This window comes from Lentisphaera profundi (genome assembly GCF_028728065.1).
In the GTDB taxonomy this organism is placed as follows: Bacteria; Verrucomicrobiota; Lentisphaeria; order Lentisphaerales; family Lentisphaeraceae; genus Lentisphaera; species Lentisphaera profundi.
The window spans coordinates 1668098-1680688 of record NZ_CP117812.1 but is presented as its reverse complement, the minus strand read 5'-3'; the positions used below and the strand labels follow the sequence as shown (position 1 = coordinate 1680688).

10 protein-coding genes are annotated in these 12591 nt (G+C 42.0%); all 10 read left to right on the top strand.

What is annotated here, in order from left to right:
- Positions 1-35: 35 nt before the first annotated feature.
- The 10 genes from PQO03_RS17900 (at position 36) to PQO03_RS17855 (ending at position 12501) form a co-directional block, all read left to right on the top strand.
- Positions 36-896: a carbohydrate kinase family protein gene (locus PQO03_RS17900; RefSeq protein WP_274152255.1), complete on the top strand. Its 861-nt coding sequence runs from the start codon at positions 36-38 to the stop codon at positions 894-896.
- Positions 896-1873 (top strand): substrate-binding domain-containing protein, encoded by a 978-nt coding sequence (locus PQO03_RS17895; protein WP_274152254.1) that lies wholly within the window; start codon positions 896-898, stop codon positions 1871-1873. The genes PQO03_RS17900 and PQO03_RS17895 overlap by 1 nt, the downstream gene beginning before the upstream one ends.
- Before the next feature lie 11 nt (positions 1874-1884).
- Entirely contained in the window at positions 1885-3375 is a 1491-nt protein-coding gene (locus tag PQO03_RS17890) for a sugar ABC transporter ATP-binding protein (protein WP_274152252.1), read from the top strand.
- An 11-nt stretch (positions 3376-3386) separates the two neighbouring features.
- Positions 3387-4667, top strand: coding sequence for an ABC transporter permease subunit (locus tag PQO03_RS17885; protein WP_274152251.1), 1281 nt, complete (start codon positions 3387-3389; stop codon positions 4665-4667).
- A gap of 11 nt (positions 4668-4678) precedes the next feature.
- Positions 4679-5530 carry a shikimate dehydrogenase gene (gene aroE, locus PQO03_RS17880; protein ID WP_274152249.1) on the top strand — a complete coding sequence of 284 codons (852 nt, stop codon included), beginning with the start codon at positions 4679-4681 and terminating at the stop codon, positions 5528-5530.
- A 15-nt stretch (positions 5531-5545) separates the two neighbouring features.
- Complete coding sequence (locus tag PQO03_RS17875) at positions 5546-6766, top strand: aldose 1-epimerase family protein (protein WP_274152247.1); 1221 nt, start codon at positions 5546-5548, stop codon at positions 6764-6766.
- Between the two features lie 302 nt (positions 6767-7068).
- Positions 7069-7320 (top strand): type II toxin-antitoxin system Phd/YefM family antitoxin, encoded by a 252-nt coding sequence (locus PQO03_RS17870; RefSeq protein ID WP_274152246.1) that lies wholly within the window; start codon positions 7069-7071, stop codon positions 7318-7320.
- Complete coding sequence (locus tag PQO03_RS17865) at positions 7310-7597, top strand: type II toxin-antitoxin system RelE family toxin (RefSeq protein WP_274152244.1); 288 nt, start codon at positions 7310-7312, stop codon at positions 7595-7597. Before PQO03_RS17870 ends, PQO03_RS17865 begins: the two co-directional genes overlap by 11 nt.
- 334 nt (positions 7598-7931) lie before the next feature.
- The gene (locus PQO03_RS17860) at positions 7932-11099 is read left to right on the top strand and encodes a PSD1 and planctomycete cytochrome C domain-containing protein (protein ID WP_274152242.1); all 3168 of its coding nucleotides are present in this window, start codon (positions 7932-7934) and stop codon (positions 11097-11099) included.
- The gene (locus PQO03_RS17855) at positions 11089-12501 is read left to right on the top strand and encodes a DUF1501 domain-containing protein (protein ID WP_274152241.1); all 1413 of its coding nucleotides are present in this window, start codon (positions 11089-11091) and stop codon (positions 12499-12501) included. The genes PQO03_RS17860 and PQO03_RS17855 overlap by 11 nt, the downstream gene beginning before the upstream one ends.
- The last annotated feature ends 90 nt before the right edge of the window (positions 12502-12591 follow it).

The following is a 12591-nucleotide window of genomic DNA, read 5'->3' as shown; positions in this document are numbered from 1 at the left end:
GGAGTTAACAGTAAAGAAATAAGTAGGGATTCATTATGAAAACATTATGTATTGGCGAAATACTCTGGGATATTTTTCCCGACCATAAGGTTTGGGGTGGTGCACCGGCAAACTTTATTTTTCACACAGCGCAATTGGGGGCGGATGCAACTGCCTATTCAGCTATTGGTAATGATCAGCTTGGCACTGAACTCAGTGGCGCTATCAAATCCTGTGGAATCAATCTACTCGCAGAGGCTAATGAGTACTCCACAGGGAAAGTTGATATTCTGATTGATGATGAAGGACATGCTCAATATCAATTTAATGATAATTGCAGTTGGGATTATATTGCCTTTACTCCAGAGTTGCAGCGTTTAAGTTCGGAGGCTGATTTAATTGTTTTTGGAAGTTTGGCCCAACGCCATGAACAGAGCAGGGTAACTATTTATCGTGCCCTTACCCATAAAAAGCCGAGTGCTAAAGTCCTTTTTGATATTAATCTGCGTCAAGATTTTTATAACACCGAAATCATTGAAGCCTCTTTAAAAGCCTGTGACTTTCTAAAGCTTAACGAAGATGAATTGCCCATTATCGAACAATTACTCGACATCACGCTGGGTGCTATTATTGAGCGCTACCAACTTGAGCTCGTGATCTTTACGCTTGGAGCAGAAGGAAGTCGCATTATTAGTAAAGACGCTGTTTCGGATCAGCCTGCAGTTAAATGTAAAGTTGTAGATACGGTTGGTGCGGGAGATTCATTCACCGCCAGCTTCATTATCAACTATCTTCGTGGCATGACCATCCCCAAATCTCAAGAATTAGCCTCCGAAATTGCAGCGTTTGTCTGCACTCAAAAAGGCGCCACCGTCGAACTTCCCATCTTATTAAAACAAAAAATGGAATACGTATAATGAAGATTATTAACTTACTTATCTTAAGTGTGGTACTTGCACTAGTCACCGGCTGTGGTGAGAATAAAACTAAGTCTACAAACTCGGCAAAAACTGAAGGTCAAGAAAACAAAAAGCTTTTAGGCATTACCGTCATGACTCTGGCAAATCCCTTTTTTGTTGAACTCACTAATGCCGCTAAAGAAGAGGCTGAGAAGCACGGCTATGAAGTGGTGATCCTCTCGGGTGATGACGCCGATAAGCAATCCAAGCAAATAAATGATTTTATTTCGCAAAAAGCCGATGCCATCATCATCGCACCAAAAGATACCTTAGCCATAGGTCAGCCAATCAAAGCAGCCAACGCAGCAGGCATCCCCGTTTTTACTGCAGATACGGGCTGTAGCGATAAGGATGCTAAGGTGGTCTGTAATGTAATGACAGATAATTTTGGTGGTGGTAAACTAGCTGCGAAGGCGATGATCCAGGGGCTACCGAATGGCGGAAAGATTTTAATTTTGGACTATAAAAAAGCTCAATCCTGTATTTTACGTGTAGATGGTTTTAAAGCAGTGATCAGCGCACATAACGAAGCGAATCCAAGTAAGAAAATCGTCATTGTCGCAGAACTCGATGGAGCCGCTTCTGAAGAGCCCAGTAAAAAAGCAACAGAAGATCAGCTCAATGCCAATCCCGACCTCAAGGGAATCTTTGCAATCAATGATCCCTCAGCACTTGGTGCGGTTGTGGCCCTTAAAAAGGCCGATAAGCTCAAAGATATAAAGATCATTGGTTTCGATGGTCAACGCATTGGAAAAGAAGCCATTTTACGCGGCGAAATTTATGCGGATCCGATTCAGTTTCCAAAAGAAATTGGTAGGCTTGCGGTTCAACAAATGTTAGCTTATAAAAATGGTGATGAAGTCAAGTCAGAAATCTTGATTGATACCAAGCTCTACTTCCAGGCCGATGCTCAAAACGATCCCTTACTCAAGTAAACTGACAAAAAATGTCTGAACATTCTCAAACACTGCTCAAAATGCGGGGTATCCATAAACGATTTCCAGGGGTGCATGCGCTCAAGGGCATCGACATGGACCTTTATCCTGGAGAAGTTCTCGCCCTGATGGGGGAAAATGGTGCGGGTAAAAGTACGCTGATCAAAATGCTTGGTGGAGCCCATCAAGCGACCGAAGGCACGATTGAGCTCAAGGGTAAAATCATTGAAATTGATAATCCACAAACTTCACAAGATGCGGGTATTGGAATTATCTATCAAGAGTTCAATCTCATACCTCATCTGACTGTGCGCGAGAATATTTTTCTTGGAAGACCTAAAGCTCAGAGTGGGGTCATTAATAAAAAAGAAGAACAGCGCCATGCCAAAGAGCTCTTTCAAAAAATTGGTATAGAAATTGATCCCGAGACGATCTGCAATCAGCTGAGTACTGCTGAGCAACAGATTGTAGAGATTGTTAAGGCTTTATCCACGGATGTGAGCCTCTTGGTGATGGATGAACCTAGTGCAACTTTAACTCCGCAAGAAGTTGAAGGCCTCTTTAAAATCATCCGTGATTTACAAAAACAGGGTATCGGAATTATCTATATTAGTCACCGTCTCGATGAGATTTTTGATATAGCGACTCGAGTCATGGTGATGCGCGATGGGGAATATATTGGAAGCAAGAATATTGAAGATATAAACCGTCAAGAAATGATTGAGATGATGGTAGGTCGCAAAGTCGAAAATGAATTCCCTAAGCATTATCACAAGATTGGTGCTCCCGTACTGGAGGTCACTGATATGAGTTCAAAAGATGTCAAGAAGGTTTCTTTCACAGTTCATGCAGGCGAAGTGCTTGGTTTCACCGGCTTAGTAGGCGCAGGAAGGACTGAACTCATGCGTCTGATTTTTGGCGCCGATAAACGTGACTCAGGTACAATAAAGCTACATGGCAAAGAATTAAAAATAGATGCTCCGCGCGATGCGATCGCTCATGGCATCGGACTGTTAACTGAGGATAGAAAGGGGCAGGGCCTCGTCTTGATTCATTCGGTTCGTGAAAATTTTGGATTGCCCAATCTTGGAAAATTCTCCAAGTTTGGCATCATTAATGCCAAGCAAGAAAAAGTGAGTTTTGCGGAGCATGTAAAGAATATGCTGATCAAAATTCCCAATCAAGAACAATTGGCCAAAAACCTCTCGGGAGGGAATCAACAGAAAGTCGTTTTAGCCAAGTGGCTCGAACAAGACTGCGAAGTGGTGATTATTGATGAACCCACTCGAGGCATCGATGTGGGAGCCAAATACGAAATCTACATGTTGATCAATAAACTCGCCGAACAGGGTAAAGCGATCATTATGATTAGCTCAGAGCTTCCTGAGGTTATGGGCATGTCAGATAGAATCATGGTGATGCGTTCTGGTCAGGTCTCCGCAGAAGTCAAAGACGTCAAAAACACCACTCAAGAAATTTTATTAGATCACGCAATTCACTAGGGAAATCATTCATGAAAACTAAACTATCATCTTTTTTAACGGACTATGGCATGCTGCTTGTTTTGGCGCTACTTTTTGTCATTTTTTCCTTAAGTACTTTTAAAGAGCAAACGGCAGAAGGTTATGGTGCGGGCACTCAGTTAGCAGAAAAAACTCTTGCTGCTGGAGCCAAAGAAGTCGTCTTGATTGTGGGGACTTCACCTGATGACGGCCAAGTCAAACAAGGCTTTGAAGAAGCCTTGCGAGATAAAGGTGTAGAGATCCATATCATCGCTACATCAGAGCCAACCAAAGCCAAGGCTGGACTTAAGGACTTAGCAGCTACAGTTTCCCAAGACTGTTTAATTGCCTGTAGTAAAAAAACGGGTAATTGGACTTTCTTCAATAACGTCGATAAGTTTAAAAAGAGTCAAATCCTCACGCCCAAAAATGAAAATGTCTCAAGTTTCCTCAAAGCTAGCAATCTAAAAACGCTTCCTGATAAAACCGCCAAGACCGCGATTATTGCCATTGGTATGACCATGATTATCATCACCGCGGGTATCGACCTCTCGGTTGGTAGCCTCGTAGCACTGGCCACGGTAGTCGCGACTCTGACATTGCAAAATGGCTTTAATAACTCCAGTAGTCCCTTCATGATTGCCGTCGCCTTCGTGGCGGGGATTTCAGCTGCTGGCTTTTGTGGATTTCTCTCGGGAGCGATGACCACAGCTTTCAAAATCCCTTCCTTTATTGTGACCTTAGCGATGATGCTCATTGCCCGCGGTCTCGCGCTCAATCTTACGGGTAACCGTACTATAAAAGTAGGCTTGCCCGATATCTCTTGGTTGGGTCAGAATCCCAACCCCATTATCCTCATGGTGGCGCTCTATGCCATTGCATATTTTGTCATGCATAAAACCGTTTTGGGACGTCAAATCTACGCTATTGGTGGCAATGAAGAAGCCGCTCGTTTATCTGGTGTTCCGGTGAAGCGCGTGCTGATGATTGTTTATACAATCTCTGGAGTGATGGCGGGTATTGCGGGGGTGGTTATGGCCTCGGAGCTCAATTCCGGTAGCGGTGAGTTCGGTCAAACTTGGGAGCTCAATGTTATTGCTGCAGTGGTCGTTGGTGGAACCAGTCTCATGGGTGGGCAAGGGAAAATCATCGGCACGCTGATTGGCTGTGCGATCATTGAAGTCATCAACAATGGCATGAATCTCATGGCGATTAGTTCGAATACTCAGCAAATTGTTCTGGGCTGCGTTATTCTGGCCGCGATTATTATCGATAAAATCAAAAAGAAATAGAGGTCCTTATTATGTCTGGAATAGTCAATTGCCAAAATACACTGATTGCTAATTTTGGGATGCCCGTTTGGGAAAACCCTACTGAATTTATGATGGAAGCTGTATTCAAACATGAAAAGATGAAGTACCGCTACATAAGTACCGAAGTCCCCAAAGATAAGCTCAAGGCGGCTTTTGAAGGTGTCAAAGCTATGGGTTATAAAGGTTTTAATTGCACCTTACCCCACAAACAAAATATAATTCCCTTGCTCGATGGGCTCGGAGAATCCGCTGAACTTATGGGTGCGGTAAATTGTGTGGTTGAGCGCGATGGCTTGTATATCGGCGAAAACACTGACGGTAAAGGTTATACGGAATCACTCAGTCAGGTCACCAAGATAGAAGGGAAATCCATCCTTATCCTAGGTGCAGGTGGTGCTGCGCGCGCCATTGCGATCGAATGCGCTCTCGAGAATGCAAAAAAAATCATCATTGTCAATCGTAGCAAAAGTAGCGGTCAAGACTTGGCTGAACTCGTAGAGAAAAATACAGCTGCAAGTGGGGAGTTTATTCAATTGGACGGCGAAGTTGCGGTTCCCGCAAACGTCGACATCGTCATCAATGCCACCAATATTGGTCTCTATCCTGATGCCACAAAAGTCCCTATAGATATGAGTACTTTAAAATCAAATATGATTGTTTCTGACGTCATCCCCAATCCCCCGCAAACGCAATTTATTAAAGAAGCTACGGCGCTGGGCTGTACGACAATTGATGGTCTTGGTATGTTAGTTAATCAGGGAAAGATTGCGATCAAATATTGGTCAGGAAAAGATGTAAATGCCGATGTGATGCGTCAGGCATTAGTTGATTTATTTAATTAATAATGAGAGATATATATGAAACATTTTTTATTCGGCATATGTGCCTTAACTGTAGCCACATCTTGCCAAATGCATAAAACAGCTGACAGCGAAATTACTCTCAGTTCGGTAGAGAAAAACATCAGCCTTAGTGATGGGGCTTATACAGCTGCAGATTTTGGAGTGGGCGCAACTGCAGACTGGTCGGTGACTAAGAAAACACTTCACGGTGGAATGCAAGAAGGCGTCGAACTCGTCACCATAAATAATGGTGAAATTGAAATCGACATTATTCCTACTCGTGGGATGAATGTCATGAGCGTGCGTTCAAAAGATATCACCTTAGGCTGGGATTCACCGGTCAAAGAAATTGTTCATCCTCGCAATGTCAACCTCAATATAAATGGTGGCCTAGGTTGGCTCGATTCTTTCAATGAATGGATGGTGCGCTGCGGACTCGAATACTCAGGGCACCCAGGTGATGATGATGGTCGTCTCATGACTTTGCATGGTCGCATCGCTCATATTCCAGCATCGGAACTTACTGTAAAAGTGGATAAGCTTCCCCCGCATCGCATTAGCGTGACGGGAATTGTTAATGAAGTTTGGTTCAAGGGCGCCAATTTCACTTTGGAAACGACTATTTCGACTATTCCTGGTTCCCATAGCTTTCGCTTCGATGATGTAGTGACAAATAATTCTTCACAAGAAAAAGAATTCCAAGTTCTCTATCATGCGAACTTCGCAAAAGAACTACTTGAAGCAGGCTCACGTTTGGAAGGTACCATTGCAGAAGTTCAGCCCTTCAATGATTATGCTGCTAAAAGCCTTGATAGCTATCAAGTTTACGATGCCTCAGCCAAAGTGTGGGCGGATGAGAAAGTCTATCAGATTGTCCCTTTTGCGGATAAAAATGGCTTTGCCCATTTTATGCTGCATAATAAAAAGGCTGATAAAGCGGTTTCCTTTAGTTTTAATACCGATTCTCTTCCGTATTTAACTCAGTGGAAAAATGAAGACAGCCTGGAAAATGGCTATGTAACAGGCCTTGAGCCAGGCAATACCTTTCCGGCGAATCGTTCACATGAACGTAAAATGGGGCGCTTACCAAAAATCAAAGCTGGTGAGAGTATCAATTATCATTTAGAGTACACGCTTCATTCAGGTTTAAATGAAGTGAAAAAAGCTCAATCAAAAATTGCAGGACTCAATGAAGGCCGTCGGGTGAAATATATTAAAACACCTGAGAATAAATAATTAAGCAAAGGGGTTTCACGAGCCTTCAAAAAATACGCTAAGTGCGCTAGGCTCATCGCTTACACCTGTCACTCACTGTGCAGGATCGAACAATCCCGCTCATCAAAGATGACGTAAATATTTACCTCGTACAAAAGTTCCTTGGTCATGCTTTCCTCAGCTCAATTCAGCACTACGCCAAACTTGATGTGGAGGATCTAGGGGAAATGTTGGGGTGATGTTTTATTAGATATAAGATTGTAATGCATTTATATTAGGTCTAATATAAGTATCTATTTAAGAACTTATTTAAGGATTTTATTATGCAGAGTCTTCTAAGTGATTACAGTGCAAGTATTTCAGAATTGAAAAAAAACCCAACTGCTTTATTGAATGAATCAGAGGGGAGTCCCATCGTTATTTTAAACCATAATACACCAACAGCCTATCTTATTTCTGCGGACAGCTATGAAAATATGATGAATTACATTGAAGATTTGGAGTTGATCCAAATTCATAAAGAGAGAATTAAGGAAAAATCTCAAGCTATAAAAGTGACACTTGATGAGTTATGATTTAAGCTTTTTGCCTTCTGCGAAAAAAGAATGGGATAAACTTGGACACACGATAAAAGAACAATTTAAAAAGAAGTTAGAAAAAGTGTTGAATGAACCCCGTATTGAACAAAATAAACTTTCTGGGCACTCAAACCTGTATAAGATTAAACTTAGAAGTTCAGGTTATAGATTGGCGTATGAAGTCATTAATAATGAAATGATCATCTATGTTATTTCAGTGGGTAAACGTGAAAATAATAGTATTTATAAACGTATGAATAGAAGATTGAAATGAAACTTTAAGGAATATTTGAACCTCACTATTGAGTGATTTGATTTAGCGCTTATCAAGCTGAGCTTTCTTAAGTTTGTGCAAAAAGTCGTGTGCAGTAATCAAGGCAGTGGAAAATGAAGGTCGTCAGGTGAAAATCATTAAAAACTGGGAGCCAAAATAAGCTTGAGCTGAAGTTGCTTTAGCAGCTTCATTGCCCGCTTTTATAAGTCTTTCATATTTACATTTACATTACATTTTAAAAATAAATATTAACATTTGACACAATAAGCTTGCAAGTTAAGCGTTATGGGATTAGTTATCATATTAATTAAGTATTAAAGAGAGCAGTCATACAATGAAGACAAAACTAACTTTTATAAGCTTACTCATCTGCGCTAGTGAACTTTTAGCTAATCAGGGCTATGAATTCTTCGAAACTCATATCCGCCCCGTGCTGGCGGAAAGCTGTTATGATTGTCACAATAGCTTGAGCAAAGAAGAGGGCGGTAAGAAAAAGGGTGGCTTGGCTCTTGATTGGAAAGAGCCCTTCTTGGAAGGCGGTGATTGGGGCGACACCTTGATTCCCGGCAATTCTAAAGATAGTTTTTTGATGGCGAGTATTCGCCATGAAGAAGAAGATATGGAAATGCCCGCTAAAGCGCCAAAGCTTTCTCCCGAAGTCATTGCGAACTTCGCAAAATGGATCGACATGGGGGCGCCTGACCCGCGTACAACAAAGCCCACAAAGAAAGATTTAGAAAATGCGATCCCCTGGGCAACAGTGCGTGATAAACGAGCCAAGTGGTGGTCATTTGAAGAACTTAAAAATCACCCAGTTCCAAAAGTGAAAAATACTCGTTTTCAAAAAAGCCCTATTGACGCCTTTGTGGCTCAAAAACAAGAGGAGAATGAGCTTGTTCCTCTGGGTAAAGCAAAACCGGAAACGCTGATTCGTCGCGCCTCTTTAGTGCTTATTGGACTTCCTCCCGACTACCAAGACGTCCTAGAATTTAAAAAGAATCCAAGTCAGAATAATTTTGAAAAATATGTCGATAAACTTTTAAATTCACCAGAATTTGGTGAACGTTGGGCACGTCATTGGATGGATTGGTATCGCTTTGCCAATACACATGGCTCAGAAGGTGATCCAGTGATTCCCTATGCAGATGTTTACAGAGATTATTTAGTCAGAGCGCTCAATGATGATATTTCTTATGAGCAGCTTTTGACTGAACATATTGCCGGCGACCTCCTCAAGAGTCCTCGTATCAATAAAGAATTAAAAATTAATGAATCGGCGATTGGCCCTGCTCATTTCCGTATGAATCCCTACGGCTTTGGTGTGACTGATGCTTATGCTGAGCAAGTCACTGCAACTGATAATCAAATTGATGTCGTGTCCAAAGCCATGCTCGGAATCACTGTTTCCTGTGCCCGCTGTCACCATCACAAGTTTGATCCCATTAGCCAAGACGATTTTCATCGTTTCTACGGGGTTTTAGATTCCACAAAGATTGGTAATGTGATTATCAACACTCCCGATCAACTGGAAATTAATAAGAAAGAAATTGCTGAGCTCAAAAAAGAAATTCACCAAGAGCTGGCGGATTATTGGCTTACTCAAAAGTATGATTTCAAGGCTCTGCATCAAAGGGCTAATCAAACTATTGCCATCAGCAAGGCAATGCGCAAAAAACATGCTAAGAAAAGATCAAAAAAAGAAGTCGCCTTATTTGAAAAAGAGCGTGAACAAAAGCTGTTTTTGGAGAGATCAAAGCCCTTTGATTTGTTGAAGTTTAGAAATAACAAAGAATTACAAAATAAATTATCTCGACTCAAAATAGATCTAAAAAGTGCTGTGGAGCACAATGCCAAGTTACGTGCTTCAGCTGATCTCTACCTAGACTTCGGTAAGCAAAGCGATCTCGATAAACTTCGAATATCAGGTAATTCAACGGCAAATAAAGTAAGTCCAGCAGGTAGTTTTGCCCTCTTTGGTGAAAATGAATATGCCGTCACGGGCATTTATCCGAGAGGTGTTTATTCCCACCTCATCTCAGATAAGCATGCGGCGGTTCTGATGAGTAATAATTTTCGAGCGACTCAAAAAGGTATTTGGCTAAACAGTGTTGGAGGCAAGTCATCTGCAAAAACGCCAGTAAGAAATTATCCCTTAAGTCACGGACTACTTCACCCAACCCATGAATTTAAAGAACAAGATGGAAGCAAATGGTTTTCAGTAAATCGCAAATGGGATTACTGGCGTGATGACCGCCTGCATTTTGAAATTAGAACGGCAAAAGACGCAGTTCATGGTCCAAGAAAATCTGATCGTAGTTGGTTCGGGATGACAGAGTTAATTATCGCAGAAGATGCGCCTCGGAATATCCCGATCAATTTCATTGAGATACTTGGCGAAAATCTAGAAATCAAAAATGAGCATGAATTATTGGCGGCTTTTCAAAAAGCCTTGATTCAATCCCTCAATAATTGGAAGCAGGGCAAAGCTAGTGATGCGGAAGCAAAGTATGTGAACCTTATGTTAAAAGAAGGCCTTCTCAATAATGAGCTAGCTTCGATGCCCCCTAAACTTCAAAAACTCATTCAGAAATATAGAGACTTGGAAAAAGAAATTATTATTCCACAAAGAGCTCCGGGTTTGCACGAAAGTGAAGTCGTGAACTCAAAGCTTTTCGTTCGCGGAGATTACAAAAAAGAGAGCCATGAAGTTCCAAGAGGCTTCTTAGAAGTCTTTTCAGACAAGAAGTACAATTCAGAAAATTCGGGACGCCTTCAACTAGCGCAGGATATCACTTCAGACACCAATTCACTCAAATCTCGAGTACTCGTCAACCGTCTTTGGAATTATGTTTTTGGCAACGGGATTGTGACTTCCACCGATAACTTTGGTCTCTTGGGTAAGAAGCCAACACATCCGGAATTACTGGATTACCTAGCACTAGATTTTGAGGAAAATAACTGGTCAATTAAAACGGCTTTGCGCAAGATGGTCACATCGCAGACTTTTCAATTATCATCTGAAGCCGCCGAGATTAATCTGGAAAAAGACCCCTTAAATACTTACCTGACTTACTACACCCCACGTCGCCTCGATGTCGAAGCAATCAAAGATAGTCTTCATTATGTGGGGGGAAAAAACTACCGTACAATGCACCACAATATTATTAGAAATAGTTTGGATAAATTTAACGAAAGCTTTGATTTTCCAGTTCCCATGACGACCATGAGTAAGAGAAATATCACTAATGTCCCAGCTCAAGCTCTTTTGCTAATGAATGGGCCCATTGCCAAAAACATGAGCAATCATCTAACGAAAATTGCTGAACAAGAGACAAAAGGAAAAGGAGCCGTGGCTTATATTATTAAGCTCTATAACCGGCTCTATGGCAGGAGTCCTGAACAGGCCGAAATAGATGCCTGCTTAGAATATTTAAAAAGCCACGAAAATAATGAGCTTTCATTAGCTCTTCTTAATTCAAAGGAGTTCATATATGTCTACTAATATCAATCGTCGTGACTTTATGAAACTCACTTCTATGGGAGTGAGCGCATCGGCTCTTTCGGGGATGATTAACTCTGCGGAGGCCGCAGAGTATAAGCCGAAGTTTCATCATAAAGCAAAAGCTAAGTCCGTAATATTTCTCTACATGTCAGGTGGTGTTTCTCATGTAGATTCCTTCGACCCGAAGCCATTACTCAAAAAAATGCATGGCAAGCCGATGCCGATGAAGGTCCAAAAAACGCAGTTCGATAATAATGGTAACATTTTTCAGAGTCCCTGGGAATCGAAAAAATATGGTCAATCAGGGATTGAACTTACTAATCTCTTTCCAAAAATTAATGAGAAAATTGATGATATTGCGATCGTTCGCTCCATGACGGCTAAGTTTTCTGAACACGCTCAAGGGAACTTTTTTATGCATACTGGTTTTCCTTTCCTTGGTTACCCCTCTGCAGGTGCTTGGGTGAGTTATGGCTGTGGTACGATGAATAAAAATCTGCCGAGCTACGTTGTACTCAAAACCAAAAATGCGGGTATTATGCACGGTGGAGTGAGTGTTTATGGCAATGCCTTCCTACCAGCGGTTCATCAAGGTTCCATTTTCAATATTTCCGGTGATCAAGCGGTACCCAATATTCAACCATGGATGCAAGATAAGAAACAGACTGAGATGCTCAGTTTAGTCAAAAAACTCGATCAGCGTTTCTCTAAAAAAATTGCTTACGAAGAAGCCATTGTTTCTTCAGTGAAAAATACTGAAACGGCCTATGAAATGCAGGAGTCAGTACCCCAACTCACCGATATATCAAAGGAATCGAAAGCAACGCTCGATGCCTATGGTGTCAATGATAAAGATAAAAATAAGTCTGAATACGCCAAGCAATGCCTCATGGCGCGTCGACTCGTTGAACGCGGCGTTCGCTTTGTGGAACTCTCCTGCTGTAAAGCGGGCGGTGGCGGTGGTGGCGGAGCGGCTAATCCCTGGGATCAACATGGAAACCTACCAAATGGTCACAAAGCCATGGCGGATCATGTGGATCAGCCTATTGCGGCCCTTTTAACTGACCTTAAAGAACGCGGTTTATTGGATGAAACGCTGGTTGTCTTTACGGGTGAATTTGGCCGTACGCCTTTCTCGCAGGGCTCCAATGGTCGTGATCACAACCCCTACGGATTCTCACTCTGGATGGCCGGCGGTGGCGTCAAAGGTGGTTCAGTTTATGGTGCTACTGATGAACTGGGTTATTACGCCGTTGATAAGGTTTCCACCGTGTACGACCTTTGGGCCACGGTATTGCACCAACTCGGGATCAATCACGAGAAGCTAACTTATCGTTTCTCTGGACGAGATATGCGACTCACCGATGTTCATGGCCATGTCTGGAAAGATATACTCACCTGAGGCTTATACCTGAATCCATTAGCTATCGTAAAACTCCACAGGAAAAGAGCTACCACTAAAATTCCTCGAGATAAAGTAGCTGAAGGCTTC

What these genes read in the sequence shown, in the direction of transcription:
- PQO03_RS17900 (WP_274152255.1), top strand. Translation starts at nt 36, where the DNA reads ATGAAAACATTATGTATTGGCGAAATACTCTGGGATATTTTTCCCGAC.
- PQO03_RS17895 (WP_274152254.1), top strand. Translation starts at nt 896, where the DNA reads ATGAAGATTATTAACTTACTTATCTTAAGTGTGGTACTTGCACTAGTC.
- PQO03_RS17890 (WP_274152252.1), top strand. Translation starts at nt 1,885, where the DNA reads ATGTCTGAACATTCTCAAACACTGCTCAAAATGCGGGGTATCCATAAA.
- PQO03_RS17885 (WP_274152251.1), top strand. Translation starts at nt 3,387, where the DNA reads ATGAAAACTAAACTATCATCTTTTTTAACGGACTATGGCATGCTGCTT.
- aroE (WP_274152249.1), top strand. Translation starts at nt 4,679, where the DNA reads ATGTCTGGAATAGTCAATTGCCAAAATACACTGATTGCTAATTTTGGG.
- PQO03_RS17875 (WP_274152247.1), top strand. Translation starts at nt 5,546, where the DNA reads ATGAAACATTTTTTATTCGGCATATGTGCCTTAACTGTAGCCACATCT.
- PQO03_RS17870 (WP_274152246.1), top strand. Translation starts at nt 7,069, where the DNA reads ATGCAGAGTCTTCTAAGTGATTACAGTGCAAGTATTTCAGAATTGAAA.
- PQO03_RS17865 (WP_274152244.1), top strand. Translation starts at nt 7,310, where the DNA reads ATGAGTTATGATTTAAGCTTTTTGCCTTCTGCGAAAAAAGAATGGGAT.
- PQO03_RS17860 (WP_274152242.1), top strand. Translation starts at nt 7,932, where the DNA reads ATGAAGACAAAACTAACTTTTATAAGCTTACTCATCTGCGCTAGTGAA.
- PQO03_RS17855 (WP_274152241.1), top strand. Translation starts at nt 11,089, where the DNA reads ATGTCTACTAATATCAATCGTCGTGACTTTATGAAACTCACTTCTATG.